Source organism: Streptomyces sp. NPDC091272 (assembly GCF_044757485.1).
Taxonomy (GTDB): Bacteria; Actinomycetota; Actinomycetes; order Streptomycetales; family Streptomycetaceae; genus Streptomyces.
Map to the genome: position 1 here is coordinate 96,444 of NZ_JBIVVC010000015.1, position 17,225 is coordinate 113,668.

Sequence of the window (17,225 nt, forward strand, 5' to 3'; positions counted from 1 at the left end):
GTCCGATCGGCCGCCGCGCCCCGCAGCGCCTACGATGCGGGGCGTGAGCGATGTTGCCGACACCCCGCAGCCGCTGCTGCTGGACGAGCTGATGCCGTGGTCCGTGGCGCCGCTGCGCCTGGGGCGCGGGTGGGTGCTGGGCCCCGACCCCGCGTCCTTGCGGGCGCGCTGGGAAGCGGTTGTACGGGCCGGCGCACCCGACCGCGACCTGCTCTTCGGCCCGACCCGGCACCGTACGCCCCGCTCGTCGGTCGCAGCCCTGCCCGGCCAGCGGACCGCCACGACCCGGTTCGCGGCCGAGTCGGGGCGCTGCCCGGACCCGGTGCGCGTCCTGCACGGCCCCTTCGACGAGCAGTGGCTGATTCCCGATCACCGGCTGATCGACGCGGCCCGCCCCGAACTGTGGCGGGTGCTCGACCCCACCCACCAGATCTTCGCCGTGGAGCAGGGGTACGTTCCCGGGGCGCCAGGCCCGGCCCTGCTCGCCACCGCGCTGCTGCCCGACGGCCGCTCCCCCGCGGGCAGGCCAGGGCGCATCCGCCCGCTGTACCGCAGGCCGGACGGCCTGGAGCCCAATCTGGCGCCGGGCCTCACCGGTTTCCTGGCCGGCCGGTACGGCCACGAGGTGGGGCCGCAGGACGTGCTGGCATGGGCACTCGCGGTCGCGCGGCCCTCGGCGCGCGGCGCGGTGGTGCCGCTGCCGCAGGATCCGTCGGTGTGGGCGGCCGGGGTGGCGCAGGGCCACCGGCTGCGCGAGCTCCAGCTGCGCGGCGCACACGGGGCGGGGCGCCCGCGGCTGCCCGGCGGGCGGCGCCCCTACGTCCGGGCGGCTGTCCCGGACCGGCCCGCCTCACTCGCGTACGACAGCGCGGAAGAGGCCCTGCTGCTCGGCGGCACGGGGCGGATCTCACCGGTACCGGAGGCCGCGTGGGAGTTCGAGGTGGGCGGGGTGCGGATCCTGGAGCGGTGGTTCGAGGAACGCGCGGCCACGGCGCCCGCGGGCACCCTGGAGGCGATCGGGCCGGGGGTGTGGCCGAAGGAATGGTCGTCGGAACTGCTGGAGCTGGTGACGGTGCTGGCGCTGTGCGCGGAACTGGCGGGCGAACCGGTGCGGTGCGAGGACGTGATCACCCGCGACGAGCTCACGTCGGCGGGCGTCCTGCCGGTACCGGCGACGGCCCGGCGGCCGGCCTCGGTGCTCGACCACCACGAGGAAGGGCCCGGCGGGCAGTTCGCCCTGCTCTAGGCTCCGGCGCGCAGCACGAAGCCGCCCCGCTGCCCCGGGAATGACGGATGGTCGGGCAGCCGGACGGCTTCGAAGCACGGCGCCGCGGCCGTGCGGAACGGTCAGCCGTGGCTGCCGAACAACGATCGGCGCAGTCGCCTCAGCGGCGCGAACAGCGAGACACGCGAGATACGCGTGCCCCGGCTGGTGTTGCGTGTGCGCGGCACCTCACGCGAGGTCAGCTCGCGCATCAGCAGCGTGGCCTCGGCCGACTCACGCAGCGGGACGGCAGGGCCGCCCAGCACCGAGAGATGGCGGTCGAGCCGCGTGCTGGTCGCACTGCTCCCGCATGTGATGGCAGGCACCCGGGGCCTGCTGCGCACCGTTATCTGTTCCATGTCACTCCCCACCCGTACGAGGGCACCCGTCACCGGGCAGGTTAACCCTATCCCCCCGGCATCACACCCGTGTATCCCACCCACAGGATTCATCACAGGGGGAACGGTGCTGACGCACCGTGATGGTTCAAGGGGGCGGCAGGAAGGCGGAGTTGAGCTAGCTTGGAAGGGTTTCGACCATGATGCCGCACCACTGCGGGCCGGGGGGTCTGTCCTGTGAGCGAAGTACCGGGCGAAGAGCGGACGGTGTCGGGCAGATACCGCCTTTTGGCCCCGTTGGGTCAGGGCGGGATGGGCGTCGTGTGGCGGGCCAGGGACGAGGTGCTGGGCCGCGAGGTCGCCGTGAAGGAGGTCCGGGCGCCGGCGGCTCTCGGCGGCACCGACCGGACGCGGCTGTACGCCCGGCTGGAGCGGGAGGCGTGGGCCGCAGCCCGGATCTCGCACCGCAACGTGGTGACGGTGTACGACGTGGCGGCCGAGGACGGCCGCCCGTGGATCGTGATGGAGCTGGTGCGGGGGCTGAGCCTGTCCGACGTCCTGGACGCGGAGGGCGCCCTCTCCCCGCGGCGGGCGGCGCACATCGGCGCCGAGGTCGTCGCGGCGCTGCGGGCCGCGCACGACGCCGGGGTGCTGCACCGGGACGTCAAGCCGGGCAACGTGCTGATCGGGAACGACGGCCGGGTGGTGCTCACCGACTTCGGCATCGCCATGGTCGAGGGCACCTCCGCGCTGACGATGACGGGCGAGCTCATCGGATCGCCGGAGTTCCTGGCGCCGGAACGGGCGATGGGGCGCACGCCCGGCCCGGAGTCGGACCTGTGGTCGCTCGGGGTGCTGTTGTACGCGGCGGTCGAGGGGCGTTCGCCGTTCCGGCTGGACACCCCGCTCTCCACGCTGCGGGCGGTGGTCGACGACGAGCTGCCGCCCCCGGTGGCGGCGGGACCGCTGCGGCCGGTGATCAAGGGATTGCTGCGCAAGGATCCCGCCCGGCGGACGACGGGCGCGCAGGCCGAGCACCAGCTACGCCTGGTGGCCGCCGGGGGCACGGCGGCGGGGGCGGCCGGCGGGGCGGTGCACGGCGGGCCCACGGTCACGACGCCGGCACCCGGGCGGCCGCTGCCACTGCCGCTGCCGCCCTCCGGCACGGGCAGTGGCGGTCACGGAACGGTGGGCGCGCCGACGGGCGGCTTCGGGCCCACCGGCCCGGCCGCCACCACGGCCGCCCGGCCGCAGCCCCGGCGGGCCCTCGCAATGGTGGCGCTCGGTGTCGCGGTGCTGCTGCTCGCCGTCGCGGGGCTGGTGTACGCGCTGACGAGGAAGGACGGCTCAGCGTCGGGGACCGGTGGAGGTGCGAGCCCCACCGGCAGCAACACGGCGGGTGCGGACGGCGGTTCAGTGACCGGCGGCGGTGTGCCCTCCCCCGGCGGCACGAAGACCGGTGGCGACGGCGGCAGCAGCAGTCCCGATGACCCAGGAACCCCGACCGGGAGCAGCACCGGCCACGGCGACGGCAGCGGTGGCGCGACCTCGAAACCGCCGCCGCAGCAGGTCGTACAGGTGAAGGTGCAGGCGGTGCGCGCGAGTTACACGGGGAAGTGCGCGCCGCCCGAGGCGCAGGCGCCCGCCTTCACCGCGACGATCACGGTGGGGCGGACGCCTGCCGACGTCGAGTACCGATGGCGGACCGAGAGCGGTGAGTCCTCCGACCCCGGCTGGAAGACGCTGGGTTTCGCCTCGGGGACGACCTCCCGGCAGATCCTTCACACGGAGCTGACGTACAAGGAGGGGGAGACCTGGAAGGACTCGCTCCGGGTGGAGGTGCGGAGCCCACGCCAGGTGAACTCCCTCTCCCTCTCCTTCTCCGTCACGTGCGAGGAGGAGCCCCCGGCCACCACGGGCGGGGTCACCTCACCACCGGTCGGGACGTACGGGGTCAGGCCGCCGCGGTCATGACCGGCAGGTAGCCTCCCGACTGCCCGGCGGCGGTGGGGTGGTAGGACTCGCCGATGTTGCCCAGGTTGAGGCTGTGCAGCCACGGGGTGGGGGTGCAGATCTCGTGGCCGGTGAAGGCGGAGGCGACCCCGGCGAAGGTGTAGCCGTGGTCGGCGGCGCGCTTGGCGGTCGCCGCGTTGAGGTAGTCGGCCGCGTCGTTGATGGCCTTGCGGGACTTCTCGCTGAGGCCGAGGGCGCAGGAGCCCCCGAGCTTGTAGAAGCGCGGGTAGCCGATGACGACGACCCGGGCGGACGGGGCCTTGGCCTTGATGCCGTTGTAGACCGAGTCGAGCTGTCCCGGGAGCGTCGAGTCGACGTAGGCACGGGCCGTGTTGACGCGCTTGACGCAGGCCGTCTCGCCCTGCAGCACGCAGGTGGTCATGACGTCGGCGAAACCCGCGTCGTTGCCGCCGACGGTGAGGCTGACGAGGTCCGTGGCGGCGCTGAGCGACGTCAACTGGCTGTTGATGACATCGCCCGTACGAGCGCCTGAGCAAGCGGCGAACGCGAAGCTGGTGGGTGACGACTTGGCCGCCCACAGCGCGGGGAACGCCTTGGAGCTCCGCTTGCAGCTGGAGCCGTCGTAGCTGCCGGCGCCCACTCCCGAGGAGTAGGAGTCGCCGAGGGCCACGTAGTCGACGCCCTGGGTGTTCTGATGGGCACTTGCGGCGCTCGCCCCGGTGAGGACGAGGGCGCCGGCGAGTGCGAGCGAGGATGAGAATGCCGCGAATCTGGACAATTTCATGGAACCTCCCTTAGCAGGATTTCCGCCTCGACTGTCGTACCAGCCCTTGTGACTCGCCGGTAGTGTTCATGCCAAGAACATTCGGCCCGGATCTCCTCCACACTCCCTACGCATCCTTGACGGCACTCCTCGGCCTGCGCGACATTGAAGCCCGGCATCCGGCGCGTCGGGGGGCGAGGTCGCCAATGCAGGCCATACAGAACATTCATGACGAGGCATCAGGGACTGAGGGAGCGGACCACGCACTGGTCCCGCTGCTGGCGGGTGCGGCGCTCGCCGTCGCCGCCGCGGGCGCGTTCCTCGCGTTCACCGAGATGCCCTCACCGCTGCGCGCGCCGTGCACCGTCGTGTTCATGGTGTGCGCCCCGGGGTTCGCCGTGGCGGCCTGGCTGCGCGGCCTCGACCCACTGGGCCGCGCGGTGGCGTCGACGGCGGCGGCGCTGGCACTCAACCTGCTCGTCGCCCAGGCGATGCTGGCCCTGCACCTGTGGTCGGCCAGGGGTGGCGTCGCGGTGGTCGCCGGCATCAGCGTGCTCCTCTTCCTGTTCACCCTTCTGCGGCGGCCGGGCGGCCGTACGGCGACAAGGCAGGCACCCTGAGTGGACAACCCCCGTCACGACCCTGACCGGTGGGGGCCGACCGTCCTGCGGCCCGGTGAACTCACCGCCGCCGACCGGGCGTCCTGGACCGCCATGCAGTCCAAGGCGCACCTGCACGGCTCGCCCGAGCTGGCGAACCCGTTCCTGTCCCCCGAGTTCGCCCTGGCGCTGGGCCGGTGCAGACGCGGGGTGCGGATCGCGGTCGTACGGGAGGACGGTGAGCCGGCCGCGTTCTTCGCGTACCAGAGAACCGCCGCCGGGGTGGGGCGGGCGCTGGGTCTCGGCGTCTCCGACAGCCAGGGCGTCGTGCACCGGCCCGGCTTCCGGTGGGACGCCCGCGCGATGCTGCGGGCGTGCGGGCTCGCGGTGTGGGAGTTCGACCATCTCGTCCAGGGGCAGGCGGCGTTCGAGGCCGGGGCGACGGGCAGGTTCGCCTCCCCCGTGATCGACACCGCGGACGGGTACGACGCGTACCTGGCGCATCTGCGCGCCCACTCGCCCAAGTTCCTCAAGTCGGTGCAGGCCAAGGAGCGCAGGCTGCACCGGCAGGTGGGCGGGGTGCGGTACGTGCACGACGAGCGCGACCCGGCGGCGCTGCGGACGCTGATGCGGTGGAAGTCCGCGCAGTACCGCAGGACCGGCCGCAGCGACCGCTTCGCCCAGGAGTGGATCGTCCGGCTCGTGGACCACCTCTTCCACACCCGTGGCGAATCCTTCGCGGGGCTGCTCTCGGTGCTCTACGCGGGCGGCCGGCCGATCGCGGCGCACTTCGGACCGCGCTCGGAGAGGATCATCAGCAATTGGTTCCCGGCATATGACCCGGAGTTCGCAAAATATTCGCCGGGTTTGCTGATGCAGCTGAAGATCGCCGAAGCCGCGGCGGCGGAAGGGATCGCGTACATCGATCTGGGGCGCGGCCAGAAAGAGTACAAGGATTCCCTCAAGACCAGAGAGATCATGGTTTCGGAGGGGTGGGTGATGCGTCGGCATCCGGTCGCATTCGGCCACCGCGCACACCGTGCTCCGCTGCGGGCACTGCGCAATACCGTGGTGGAACGGCCGGAACTTTTCGCTCCTGCCGACAAGCTGTTGAAACGGATGGGGGAAATCCGATCGGGACGGTTCCACATGTGACCGTCGAAGAACGGCCAAAGTCACAAAAAAGCGGGGCTACGTTCCAGGTCTTGCCATAGGGTCCCAATCATCAATACCGTCTTACATTCACCCGCAAAGGTCTTTGAGCGAAGCGGCCCCAGGGGAGGGCTCAGGTGCCGCGGCAGCGACCGGAACGGGAGCGCGGTAGGGGGGTGCCGTGCTCGGCGAGCAAGATCTTTGCCGGGGCACGTGCCGCGCAGAGCAATAGCCAGCTCACCCAACCAGTACGGAGTGCCATTCCGTCATGGCCGGGGTGAAACCCCCCTTTCGAACCGGAAACTCATCCGGACCGCCCGGGGGCGGGCGGTCCACCGGTGGAGAGGGAAAAGACTCATGAGCTCATTTCTCCGACCCGCGGTACCCGGACAAGATCCGCTCGGCGAGCCGTCCACGAATGGCAGCAGTCGCAGCAGCGCGATCAAGAAAAGTCTGAAGTACCGGCCCATCTCTTCTCATCTCGCGATCACACCGCCCGTGAGCGTCGTGATCCCCGCCATGAACGAGGCGGAAAACCTTCCGTACGTCTTCAAGACACTGCCGGAATGGATACACGAAGTCGTTCTCGTCGACGGGAATTCCACCGACAACACCGTGCAGGTGGCCCGGGAACTGTGGCCGGACGTCAAGGTCGTCCGGCAGACCGGGAAGGGCAAGGGCGACGCCCTGATCTCGGGGTTCGCCGCGTGCACGGGTGACATCATCGTGATGGTCGACGCGGACGGCTCGGCCGACGGCCACGAGATCGTCAGCTACGTCTCCGCCCTGGTCTCCGGCGCCGACTTCGCGAAGGGCTCGCGCTTCGCCAACGGTGGCGGCACGGACGACATGACCCCCGTCCGCAAGCTCGGCAACTGGGTGCTGTGCACGGTCGTCAACGCCAAGTTCGGCGCCCGCTACACCGACCTCTGCTACGGCTACAACGCCTTCTGGCGGCACTGCCTCGACAAGATCGACCTCGACTGCACGGGCTTCGAGGTCGAGACCCTGATGAACATCCGGGTCGTCAAGGCGGGGCTGCGCGTCCAGGAGATTCCCAGCCACGAGTTCGAACGCATCCACGGCACGAGCAACCTCAGCGCGGTGCGCGACGGGCTGCGGGTGCTGCGGGTCATCCTCAAGGAGCACGGCAAGCGGCACGGCAGGCGCCGCGCCCCGGTGCCCGTCGTGGCACCCCGCCGGATCATCGGCCGGGGGGAGATGTCTTGAGCGCACCGCTCACCCCGGACTTCTCCGTGGTGATCTGCGTGTACACCGAGGACCGCTGGGAGGACATCCTCGCGGCGGTCTCCTCGGTGCACGCGCAGTCCCGGCCGGCGGCGGAGACGCTGCTGGTCGTGGACCACAATCCGGCGCTCGGGGAACGGCTGGAGAAGGAGTTCAAGGACGTCGACGCGGCGCGGCCGGTGCGGGTGCTCGCCAACGCGGGCCCCCGCGGCCTGTCCGCGGGCCGCAACACCGGCATCGCCGCGGCCCGCGGCGAGCTCGTCGCCTTCCTCGACGACGACGCCGTCGCCGAACGGGACTGGCTGCACCACTTCGCCGCCGGGTACGCCGACCCCCGCGTCATGGCGGTCGGCGGGCGCACCATGCCCGCCTGGGCGTCCGGAGGGCGGCCCGACTGGTTCCCCGAGGAGTTCGACTGGGTCGTCGGCTGCACGTACAAGGGGATCCCGCCAGGAAAGGTGCGGGTGCGCAACGTCCTGGGCGGCAACGCCTCGTTCCGCAGGGCCGCCTTCGACGTGGCGGGCGGCTTCGCCACCGGCATCGGCCGGGACGGCGACAAACGGCCGCTGGGCTGCGAGGAGACCGAGCTCTGCATCCGGCTGAGCAAGGCGCTACCGGACGCCGTCCTCCTGATCGACGACCGGGCGGTCATCCACCACAAGGTGCCTGCGGTACGGGAGGGGTTCGGCTACTTCCGCACCAGGGCCTACGCGGAAGGCCTGTCGAAGGCGCTCGTGGCGCGAAGCGTGGGCGCGGGCAAAGGGCTTGAGTCCGAGCGCCGCTACACGACCCGGGTACTGCCCGGAGGTGTCGTCCGCGGACTGCGGGACGCGGCTCTCGGCCGTCCCGGCGGGGCGGGGCGGGCGGCGGCCATCGTGACCGGAGTGGCCGCGGCGGCAGGCGGGTACGTACTAGGGAGCGTCCGGGCCCGCAGAGGAGGCGGCAGCTTCAAAATCGCGCCGATCGCACCACCGGAGCACGGCGCGGGCGGGGAGGGCGAGGGACGCGAGGGGGCGCACGCATGAGAGAGGCCGCTGCGAGAGGCAGCACGGGGGCGGACAGGAACACCGGCGCGTGCGGGGCGGGGGGCACCGGCGCGAGCGGGGTGGCCGACACCGGCACGAGCGGGGTGGCCGGAACTGGCACGGCGACCGGCACCGGCACGAGCGGGGTGGCCGGAACTGGCACGGCGACCGGCACCGGCACGGCCTCGGTGGCGGGCGCCGGCGCGTGGCAGGTCGAGCCCGAGGGTGCGAGTGCGGCCGCCGGTGCCGTGCCGATTCTGATGTACCACGCCGTCGGGCACCGGCCGGCCGCTGCCGCGTACGGGCTGTCCGTGTCACCTGAGTCCTTCGCCGAGCACATGGCGCTGCTCGACGCGAACGGCTTCACCCCGCTCACCGTCCGGGAGCTGGGGGACGCCTGGCGCTCGGCGCGCGCCGTCCTGCCGCCGAAGCCGGTACTGATCACCTTCGACGACGGCTACGAGGGCGTCCACCGGCACGCCCTGCCCTCGCTCGTCGAACACGGTTTCAGGGCCGCCCTGTTCGTCTCCACCGGCTGGCTGCGCGGTCGGTACGAGGAGGAGGGCGCGCTGGACACCATGCTCGACTGGGACCAGGTCCGCGAGCTCGCGGACGCGGGGGTCGAGATCGGCGGGCACAGCCACAGCCACCCGCAGCTCGACCAGCTCGACGACGGCCGGCTGCGCCACGAGGTGGCCCGCTGCCGGGAACTGGTCGCCGACGAGCTCGGGAGCGCTCCCGCGTCGTTCGCCTACCCGTACGGCTACTCCAGCCGCCGGGTGCGTACGGCGGTGCGGGACGCCGGCTTCGCCCAGGCCCTCGCCGTGAACAACGCCCTCGCCTCCCGTGACCAGGGCCCGTACGCGCTGCGCCGGGTGACCGTGCAGCGCAGCACGGACATCGGCCGGTTCGAGCGGATGGTGGAGAACCGGGCGACCTTCCGCGACTTCGCCAGGGAGCGGGCGCTCACCCGGGGGTACGCGGTGGTGCGCAGGTCCCGGTCCGCCGTCCGCCTCGCCCGGCCGTCGCGAGAGGCAGCCGCCAGCCGTGTCTGACACGACCACCGCACGGGCCGGGAGCGACACCGGGGAGAACCCGGCGGTGGGCGGGGACCGGCCGCCCGCCCCGCAGGCCCGGAAGCTGCGGCTGCCGGTCCCCGGGCGGGGCGGCGCCGGTCCGCTGTTTCGCAACGCCTACGCGCTGATGCTCAACACGGGGGTCAGCGCGCTGCTCGGCCTGGGCTTCTGGCTGCTCGCGGCGCGGTACTACACGCCCGAGGCGGTCGGTCAGGGCTCGGCGGCGATCGCCGCGATGAAGCTGCTCGCCGGGCTCACGGCGCTCACCCTGACCGGCGCGCTGGCCCGGTTCATCCCGGTGTCCGGCCGCCGTACCGGTCGGCTGGTGCTCCGTACGTATGCGGGGAGTTCCCTGGTCGTCGCGGTGGCGGCCGGGACCTTCCTGCTCACACTGGACTTCTGGGGGCCCTCGTACCGGTTCCTGCACGGGCCGCTGAACGGCCTCGGTTTCGTCCTCGCGGTGGTCATGTGGTCGCTGCTGACGCTCCAGGACGGGGTGCTGACCGGGCTGCGCAGCGCGTTGTGGGTGCCGGTCGGCAACACCCTCTTCTCCGCGGTGAAGCTGGTCCTGCTGGTGCTGATCGCCACGTCGGTCCCGACCGCGGGTGTCTTCGTCTCGTGGGTGGCGGCGATCGCGGTGTCCGTGATCCCGCTGGGCCTCCTGGTGTTCCGCAGGCTCGTGCCCCGCCATGTGAGGGCCACCGAAGGGCTGGCGCAGCCGCCGACGACGCGGCAGATGGGCCGGTTCCTGGCCGGCGACTACACCGGTTCGCTGTTCTCGCTGGCCGTGGTCTACCTGGTGCCGGTGATCGTCGCCTCGCAGGTCAGCTCGTCGGACAACGCGTACTTCTACATCACCGCCACCATCGGCAGCACCGTCAACCTGCTCGCCATCAACATGGGGGCCTCGCTCACGGTCGAGGGCGCACACGACCCGGCGTCGCTCGCCCGCAACTGCCGGGCCGCGCTGAAGAAGATGGCCAAGCTGATGCTGCCGGTGACGGCCGTCCTGTTCTTCGGCGCGCCGTACGTGCTGAGTGTCTTCGGCGCGGGGTACGCGCAGGCGGCGACTCCGCTGCTGCGCTGGTTCGCGGTCGGCGCGCTGCTGCGGGTGGTCATAGAGGTGTACTTCGCGGTGCTGCGCGCTCAGAGCCGTACCGCCGGACTCGCCGTTCTCCAGGGCGGATTGTGCGTCCTGGTCCTGGGTCTGACCCTGTTCCTGCTGCCCCGGACGGGGCTGACCGGCGCGGGCATCGCCGAGGTGTCGAGCCTCGCGGTGATCGCCACGATCGCCGCCTTCAAGCTGTACGGGGTGGTCAGGGTGGCCCCGGAGCCTGGGCCTGCCGGTGCGGCGGAGAGGGCGCCGGCGGCGGCCGGGGCTTCCGGGGACACCACGGGGCCCGGGGCGGGCGGCGAGGACGGGAAGGCAGCCGTCGAAGAGGCCGCCGCCGTCGAGGCGACGCGTTCGGGCCCGGGGCGGATCCTGCGGGTGGCCCTGGGGGATGCGACGACGCTGCCGCTGGGCACGCATGTCGACTTCGACCACCCGGAGCGCAGACCGGACGTACGGATCGGCCCGGAGACTCCGGCGGGCGGGCTGTACATCCCCCGGGGGCCCTCCGGTGTCGTACCGGACATGGAGAAGTCGCAGGACGGGCAGTCACAGGACGGGGAGCCGGAGGACGTCCGGCCCGGCGGGCACCGCCCGGCCTGGGCCAGGCGACTGCCCACGCAGGCGACCGACCGCTTCGCCAAGTCGTCCGTTTCGCACAGTACTTCGGAGGCAACACCGACCGCTTCCACCTCGTCGACGCCGGTAGCCGTGCCGTCCGCCGAGGGGGAGGCCGTTGGCGACACCTCCCTGACGCACCGCGCCCTGCTCCGGCTTCGTAGCCGGGCGCCCGAACTCGTCTTCGGCGCAGTGCTGTTGGCTGCCGTGCTGCTGTACTGGCTCCCGGTGCGGGGTATCGGTGCGGACGATCTGGAGCGGATCGGCGGACTCGGGCTGGTCACCGTGCTGCCCCTGACCACGCTTGCCGGCGCCGCGCTGCTCGTGGTGGCGTTCGCCTCGATGCTGTGGCTGGAGCGGCCGAGGACCGCGCTCCTGGCGGTGGCGCTGATCGTGACCGTGGTGTCGCTGCACGCTCTGCCGGCCGTACTTGAGGAGGCGCCGCGCTTCCCCACGGCATGGCAGCACCTGGGGTTCATGGACCACATCGAGCGCACCGGCACGGCCGTGCCCGACCTGGACGCACGGTGGAGCTGGCCGGGGTTCTTCGCCGCGGCGACCTTCGTGGCCGAGGCGTGCGGGATCTCCGACATGACGGAGGTCATCCGCTGGTGGCCGACGGCCATGCAACTCCTCTACCTGGCACCGCTCTTCCTGCTGATGAAGTCGATGCGCGCGGGCTGGCGGGCGAAGTGGGCGGGTGCCTGGTTCTTCGTGCTGAGCGGCTGGGTCGGCCAGGACTACTTCTCGCCGCAGGGCTACACGTACCTCCTCTACCTGGCCTTCGTGGCGATCCTGCTTGTGTGGTTCCGCGAGCCGCGCGTCATCTGGACGAAGCGGCGGCCGGGCGAGGCTGAGGTGCGGGTGGCCGGGCGGCGGGAGAGGGCGACGCTGCTCGTGGTGCTGATCGCCCTGTTCGCGGGGACGGTCCCGGCCCACCAGCTGACTCCGTTCGTGATGCTCGGGGTGCTGACGCTGCTGGTGCTGTGCGGGCGCTCCACCCTGCGCGGGCTGCCGATCCTGCTCACCGTGCTGGTCGCGGTGTGGATCGGCTTCTTCGCCGAGCCGTACTGGTCGGGGCACTTCGAGGAACTCTTCGGCGGGATCGGCGGGTTGGGCGACAACGTGTCGTCGTCGGTGGCGGGCCGCATCGAGGGGGGCAGTTCCTCGCACAAGCTGGTGCTGTACGTACGGGTGGCACTGGCCGGCGGCGTGATGGCACTGGCCTGCTGGGGGGTGTCGCGGCGCCGGTTCGCGGGCTACGGCGAACGCTCGCTGCCGGTGCTGGCATTCGTCCCGTTCGCCATGCTCGGCATGCAGAGTTACGGCGGCGAGATGGCGCTGCGTGTCTTCATGTTCGCGCTCCCCGGTGCGGCCCTGCTCGCGGGCCTGGCCTTCTTCCCCCGTACCGGCGCCACTAGGGCGGAACGCGACGCGGACCGCACCAGCCTCGCCCCGCTCGCCGCACTCCTGGCCGGGCTCGTCCTGATGGGCGGGTTCCTGGTGGCCCGCTGGGGCAACGAGGCGTTCGAGCGGGTGCGGGCGGGCGAGGTCGCGGCGATGGAGTACGTGTACGCGCACGACGAGCCGACGACCAGGCTGTTGTGGATGAGCGACGACGTCGTCGAGAACGTCACTCCCGCGATTCCCTGGGGCGCCAGGGACATGGAGAAGGTGAGCTACGAGCCGACGGAGGCACCGCGTGACCCGGTGCTGGTGGCGGGCCTGGTCAAGTCGCTGAAGGACGCGGGCCCGCAGTCGTACCTGATGATCAACCGCAGTCAGACGGTCTATCTCCAGATGGACTCCGGTTACGCGGCGAGCTGGGAGCGGCGGCTGGTGCAGAACCTGGACGCCCGGCCGGAGTTGAAGAAGGTCCTCAGCAACGCGGACGTGACGCTCTACGCCATGGCCGAGCAGCCGGACGGGCCGGTCGCGAAGGCGGAGCCGGGTCCGGCCGGACCGCGGGTGACGTGGACGCCGTGGTCGGTGGTGGGCGCCTTGGCCGCGCTGGCCCTGATCGTGCTGCTGTCGGCGCGCGAGGTGGTGCGGGTGGCCCGGCCGGAGAGCGTGCGCAAACTCCGCTGGATGCAGTCGACGTACTGGTTCTCGCTGCCGCTGCTGGCGGTACTGCTCGGTTCGCTGGTGGAGCGGCTGGTGTCGCTGTCGGGGGTGGGGTCGTAGGGGCGGGGGGCGCCCGAGCGTTCTTGCTCGTTCTTGCTACTTGCGGGTGAGCCAGCGCACCTCGTAGGGCTTCATGGCGATGTCCTGGCCGTCGACGCGGGTCTCGACGGCCCGGTCGAGGGTGTTCACGACGAGGGCGGTCCTCTCGTCTGCGAGGACGCGTACGTGGGACACGTCGTCGGCCGCGACCGGGACCTTCTCGTCGTAGCGGGTGCCGGGCGGGAACTCGGCGGCGAACCGGGAGATCAGCTTCATCATGGGCAGCTCCATCCCGCCGTCGGCCGCCTGTGTGGGCGTCCAGAGGCAGCCCGCGCAGTCGCCCCGCTCGTTCTGCGGGTTCCAGTAGAAGGCGGTCCCGGTGCCACCGCGTGCCAGCGCGATCATCCCGGCGGCCTGGACCGCTGCCCGGTGCGGTTCGCTCCAGTCGTCCCGGTCGTCGTCTGCGTCACCGGGCTCGACGTAGTACTCGGCCCACCACAGCGGCAGCTTTCCGCCGGTCTGCTGCCGCACCCAGCGGCTGACGGCGGTGAACTTGTCGGTGGCGCCGAAGTCCGACGGCAGCAGTTCGTCGTCCTTGGAGTAGCTGGAGCCGTCGACGACGGCGAAGTCGGCGCCCGCCTTGTGCTCGTTCCAGTACGTGAAGGCGTCGAGGGAGCGCTGGTCGAGGCTGCCCCAAGCACCCCTGACCTGCGAGGCGTTGTCGGTGGCGCGGGGGTCGATGCTGTCCATGACGAGGTAGGGGCCGCCGACCAGGATGTCCTTGTTCACCTTTTTCAGCTCGGCGTACACCAGGTTGTAGAGCTCGGTGTAGCCCTCGTAGTTCCAGCGTCTCGCGCCGTCGTCGAAGAAGCCCTTGAACTCGTTCCACACGATGAAATGCTTGACGTCCGGGTAGCGGCGGGCCACCACCCCCGCGAGTTTCGCGAAGTCCGCGTAGTGCTCGGGGCGGGGCGCGGTCTCCAGCGCCTGTTTGCTCCAGTCGGTGTTCGCGGCGCCCTTCTTGCCGCCCTTCATCCAGTCCGGTGCGCAGCACAGGGTGACCACGGGGGTCCCTCCCGACCTGCGGATCAGGTCGATGCGGCTGTCCATCTCGCCGAACTGGTAGCGGCCCGGGGAGGGTTCGGGGTTGTTGGACCCCCAGCCCATCAGGTGCTGGATCTGCGGCAGCTTCTTCCCGGCGAGGAGCTTCTCGGCGCGGGCGCGGGCGGTGTCGTCACCCGCGTCCGCGCTGAACTGGGTGTGCGTGAAGCCCCAGCCGAGTTCGGCCTTGGCCGTGCCGGGGGCCGGCGGCGGGGTGCCGTGCACCTTGGCGCCGTCCGTGGAGGTGCCCGCGCTGTCGCCTGTGCCGTCGGCGCCGGGCCAGGCGGTGCACATGGTCAGTACGAGCGCGAGTGCGGCCATGCCCACGCCGATCAACGCGGTGAACCGCCACCGTCGCGTCCCCGTGTCCCACCCATGACGTCCCATCGCGTATCACAGTAGCGGCGGGGGGCCTCCTTGGGCAGCGGGGCCGCCCCTCCGTCGCTACCTCCAGCTGCCTTGGGCAGCGGGGCCGCCCCTCCGTCGCTACCTCCAGCTGCCTTGGGCAGCGGGGCCGCCACCCCACCCCTCACCTCAGCCCTCTTGGGCAGCGGGGCCGTCCCCACCCCCACCCCTCACCTCAGCCCACTTGGGCAGCGGGGCCGCCCCCCGGGGGCGGGACGGGTGGGCAAGGGGGCGGCCCCTCGCGCGGAGCGTTCCCCTTCGCGTGCCCCCCCTGCCGGTGCGTTTCCTTCGCGCGGGCGCGTCGTGGCTGGTCGCGCAGTTCCCCGCGCCCCTGGGAGGTGCCCCCTGCGGGTGCGTGGGGATTGTGCGGGTGGGTCGTGGTTGCTCGCGCAGTTCCCCGCGCCCCTGGAGGGGCGCCCCCTGGGCGCGCGGGTGGGGGTCGGCGCGCAACCCGCCCCGGCAGGCCCCGGCGGGTTACTCCGGGAATGTGGCCCTCGTCGCTTCCTCCACCGCCGCCATCGCCCTCGCCCTGCTCAGTCCCAGCCTGCGTGCCCGTTCGGCGTATTCGCGGGCCGCCGACGCGGCCTCACGGTCCGCCGCGTCCCCCGCCGCCGCCACGAGCGTCCCGTTGCGGCCGCGGGTCTCGATCACGCCGTCCGCCTCCAGCGCCCGGTACGCCTTGGCGACCGTGTTGGCGGCGAGACCGAGTTCGGCCGCCAGGCCCCGTACCGTCGGCAGTCTGTAGCCCACCGGCAGGGCCCCGGAGCGGGCCTGCTCCGAGATCTGGGCGCGGAGTTGCTCGTACGGGGCGGTGGCGTCGTCGAAGTCCACGACAATGTTCAAAGTCACGCCGCCGATTGTCCCCCCTCCGCCGGAAAAGGGGAGGCGGACGGCGCGCCCGCTCCGTAACGTCACGCTCCATGACCATGGCTGTCCGAGACTTCCGCCCCGACTCGTCCGACGTGGCGGCGATCGTCGAACTGCGGCGTGCCGCGCTGCCGTACAACGTGACGACCGCCGAGTCCGTCGTGTTCCAGATGGCCAGCGCCTCCCCCGCCGCCAGGCTCCGGTACCTGCTGGCCGAGGACACCGGGAGCGGGCAGGTGGTCGGCGTCCTCCGTGCGCAGCTCAGTTACCAGGGCACCGAGACGGGCCACGCCTCCTGCATCCCGGTGGTGCACCCCGAGCACCGTGGCCGCGGCGCCGGGTCGGCCCTGCTGCGCGCGGGCGAGGAGTACCTGGGCGCGCGCGGTGCGACCGCACTGCACGTCTGGGCCCTGGACGCCCCGTCCCGGGCCTTCGCCGAGAAGCGCGGCTACACCCGGAGCCACTCGATGCACTACCAGCGGCTGGACCTGGCCGCGGTCACCCTGCCCGAGCCGCCGCCGCTGCCCGCCGGGCTCACCCTGTGCGGTGCCGACGTACTGGGCGACGACCCGCGGCCGCTGTTCGAGGCGGACGCCGAGGCGGCCCGCGACGAACCCGGTTCCGTGGGGACCGTCCTCGACGACTACGACGACTGGCTGCGCACCGTCTGGAACGTGCCGCTCCTCGACCGCGCGCTCACCACCCTGGCCGTCACGGACGACGGTACGGTCGCCGCGTTCACCCTCGCCCACACGGACGGCGCGAGCCGGTACAGCTCCGGCATGACCGGCACCCGCCGGGCGTTCCGCGCGCTGGGTCTGGCCAAGGCCGTCAAGTCGCACTCGCTGCGGCGCTCCCGCGCGGCGGGCTGCCGCGAGGCATTCACCAGCAACGACGACGTCAACACCGCCATGCTCACGGTCAACAGGTGGCTCGGCTACGGGCACGGCAACACGGAGGTCGAATATGTCCGCACCCTCGGTTGACCCGCACCCGGACGACCCGCAACGCGACGACCCGCAGCGGACGGTGCGGATCGCGCTCACCAAGGCCGGTCGCCTCAAGATCCGCTACCCGGCCGTGCTGCTCCGTGACGACGGCACGCACCTCACCGTGCGCGCCGCCTGGGCGCGGGACACCGTGAAGGACTTCGGGTTCGTGCGGTTCGTGCCGGGCGACGTCCTCACCGAGCACTACTGGCGCGACCGGTGGTACGCGGTCAAGGAGGTCCGCTCCGGGGACGGCACGCTCAAGGGCTGGTACTGCGACGTGACCCGCCCCGCCGTCGTGCACGAGGACGGCACGGTGGAGGTCGAGGACCTGGACCTCGACCTGTGGCGTTCGGCGGACGGGGCCACGGTGCTGCGGCTCGACGAGGACGAGTTCGCAGCGAGCGGCCTCGCCGGGCGCGACCCGGCGGCGGCCGCCGAGGCAGCCCGCACCCTGGACGCCCTCGAACGGGCCGCCCTAGGCTCCGAGTTCGCCCGGCTCCTGGCCTGACACCGTTGACGCCGCGACCAC

14 protein-coding genes are annotated in these 17,225 nt (G+C 72.1%); 10 read left to right on the plus strand and 4 right to left on the minus strand.

Annotated features, from left to right (window positions below; genetic code table 11):
- The first annotated feature begins 34 nt into the window (after nt 1–34).
- Nucleotides 35–1,246 (plus strand): type ISP restriction/modification enzyme, encoded by a 1,212-nt coding sequence (locus ACIQM4_RS31135; protein WP_401598421.1) that lies wholly within the window; start codon nt 35–37, stop codon nt 1,244–1,246.
- Nucleotides 1,247–1,347: 101 nt separating this feature from the next.
- Here ACIQM4_RS31135 and ACIQM4_RS31140 read toward each other — a convergent pair whose 3' ends face one another.
- Nucleotides 1,348–1,623 (minus strand): hypothetical protein, encoded by a 276-nt coding sequence (locus ACIQM4_RS31140; protein WP_401598423.1) that lies wholly within the window; start codon nt 1,621–1,623, stop codon nt 1,348–1,350.
- A gap of 246 nt (nt 1,624–1,869) precedes the next feature.
- On the opposite strand from ACIQM4_RS31140, the gene ACIQM4_RS31145 reads away from it, so the two are divergent.
- Nucleotides 1,870–3,576, plus strand: coding sequence for a serine/threonine-protein kinase (locus ACIQM4_RS31145; protein ID WP_401598425.1), 1,707 nt, complete (start codon nt 1,870–1,872; stop codon nt 3,574–3,576).
- Here the strand turns inward: ACIQM4_RS31145 and ACIQM4_RS31150 are convergent.
- A complete protein-coding gene (locus ACIQM4_RS31150) occupies nt 3,557–4,360 on the minus strand; it encodes an SGNH/GDSL hydrolase family protein (RefSeq protein ID WP_401598426.1) in 804 nt (267 codons plus the stop codon). The two genes, ACIQM4_RS31145 and ACIQM4_RS31150, sit on opposite strands and share 20 nt — an antisense overlap.
- Before the next feature lie 185 nt (nt 4,361–4,545).
- Here ACIQM4_RS31150 and ACIQM4_RS31155 point away from each other — a divergent pair, with 185 nt between their 5' ends.
- The 6 genes from ACIQM4_RS31155 (at nt 4,546) to ACIQM4_RS31180 (ending at nt 13,352) form a co-directional block, all read left to right on the plus strand.
- A complete protein-coding gene (locus ACIQM4_RS31155) occupies nt 4,546–4,959 on the plus strand; it encodes a hypothetical protein (RefSeq protein WP_401598427.1) in 414 nt (137 codons plus the stop codon).
- Nucleotides 4,960–6,093: a GNAT family N-acetyltransferase gene (locus ACIQM4_RS31160; protein ID WP_401598428.1), complete on the plus strand. Its 1,134-nt coding sequence runs from the start codon at nt 4,960–4,962 to the stop codon at nt 6,091–6,093. It abuts the gene before it with no gap.
- Between the two features lie 354 nt (nt 6,094–6,447).
- Nucleotides 6,448–7,320 carry a glycosyltransferase family 2 protein gene (locus tag ACIQM4_RS31165; RefSeq protein WP_401598430.1) on the plus strand — a complete coding sequence of 291 codons (873 nt, stop codon included), beginning with the start codon at nt 6,448–6,450 and terminating at the stop codon, nt 7,318–7,320.
- Nucleotides 7,317–8,363: a glycosyltransferase family 2 protein gene (locus ACIQM4_RS31170; RefSeq protein ID WP_401598432.1), complete on the plus strand. Its 1,047-nt coding sequence runs from the start codon at nt 7,317–7,319 to the stop codon at nt 8,361–8,363. The genes ACIQM4_RS31165 and ACIQM4_RS31170 overlap by 4 nt, the downstream gene beginning before the upstream one ends.
- A gap of 260 nt (nt 8,364–8,623) precedes the next feature.
- Nucleotides 8,624–9,418 (plus strand): polysaccharide deacetylase family protein, encoded by a 795-nt coding sequence (locus ACIQM4_RS31175; protein ID WP_401598525.1) that lies wholly within the window; start codon nt 8,624–8,626, stop codon nt 9,416–9,418.
- Nucleotides 9,411–13,352, plus strand: coding sequence for a lipopolysaccharide biosynthesis protein (locus ACIQM4_RS31180; RefSeq protein WP_401598433.1), 3,942 nt, complete (start codon nt 9,411–9,413; stop codon nt 13,350–13,352). Before ACIQM4_RS31175 ends, ACIQM4_RS31180 begins: the two co-directional genes overlap by 8 nt.
- A gap of 36 nt (nt 13,353–13,388) precedes the next feature.
- On the opposite strand, the gene ACIQM4_RS31185 is transcribed toward ACIQM4_RS31180, so the two are convergent.
- Both ACIQM4_RS31185 and ACIQM4_RS31190 read right to left on the minus strand, forming a co-directional pair.
- A complete protein-coding gene (locus ACIQM4_RS31185) occupies nt 13,389–14,819 on the minus strand; it encodes a xylan 1,4-beta-xylosidase (protein WP_401598434.1) in 1,431 nt (476 codons plus the stop codon).
- A 492-nt stretch (nt 14,820–15,311) separates the two neighbouring features.
- On the minus strand, nt 15,312–15,686 hold the full coding sequence (locus ACIQM4_RS31190) for a GntR family transcriptional regulator (protein ID WP_401598436.1): 375 nt from the start codon (nt 15,684–15,686) through the stop codon (nt 15,312–15,314).
- Between the two features lie 77 nt (nt 15,687–15,763).
- On the opposite strand from ACIQM4_RS31190, the gene ACIQM4_RS31195 reads away from it, so the two are divergent.
- Together ACIQM4_RS31195 and ACIQM4_RS31200 are read left to right on the plus strand one after the other, a co-directional pair.
- Nucleotides 15,764–16,690, plus strand: coding sequence for a GNAT family N-acetyltransferase (locus ACIQM4_RS31195; RefSeq protein ID WP_401598437.1), 927 nt, complete (start codon nt 15,764–15,766; stop codon nt 16,688–16,690).
- On the plus strand, nt 16,671–17,204 hold the full coding sequence (locus ACIQM4_RS31200; protein ID WP_401598438.1) for a DUF402 domain-containing protein: 534 nt from the start codon (nt 16,671–16,673) through the stop codon (nt 17,202–17,204). Before ACIQM4_RS31195 ends, ACIQM4_RS31200 begins: the two co-directional genes overlap by 20 nt.
- Nucleotides 17,205–17,225 lie beyond the last annotated feature (21 nt).

Coding starts and splice junctions, on each gene's coding strand:
- ACIQM4_RS31140 (WP_401598423.1), bottom strand. CDS start 1,623: ATGGAACAGATAACGGTGCGCAGCAGGCCCCGGGTGCCTGCCATCACA.
- ACIQM4_RS31200 (WP_401598438.1), top strand. CDS start 16,671: ATGTCCGCACCCTCGGTTGACCCGCACCCGGACGACCCGCAACGCGAC.
- ACIQM4_RS31150 (WP_401598426.1), bottom strand. CDS start 4,360: ATGAAATTGTCCAGATTCGCGGCATTCTCATCCTCGCTCGCACTCGCC.
- ACIQM4_RS31185 (WP_401598434.1), bottom strand. CDS start 14,819: ATGGGACGTCATGGGTGGGACACGGGGACGCGACGGTGGCGGTTCACC.
- ACIQM4_RS31165 (WP_401598430.1), top strand. CDS start 6,448: ATGAGCTCATTTCTCCGACCCGCGGTACCCGGACAAGATCCGCTCGGC.
- ACIQM4_RS31155 (WP_401598427.1), top strand. CDS start 4,546: ATGCAGGCCATACAGAACATTCATGACGAGGCATCAGGGACTGAGGGA.
- ACIQM4_RS31135 (WP_401598421.1), top strand. CDS start 35: ATGCGGGGCGTGAGCGATGTTGCCGACACCCCGCAGCCGCTGCTGCTG.
- ACIQM4_RS31195 (WP_401598437.1), top strand. CDS start 15,764: ATGGCTGTCCGAGACTTCCGCCCCGACTCGTCCGACGTGGCGGCGATC.
- ACIQM4_RS31175 (WP_401598525.1), top strand. CDS start 8,624: ATGTACCACGCCGTCGGGCACCGGCCGGCCGCTGCCGCGTACGGGCTG.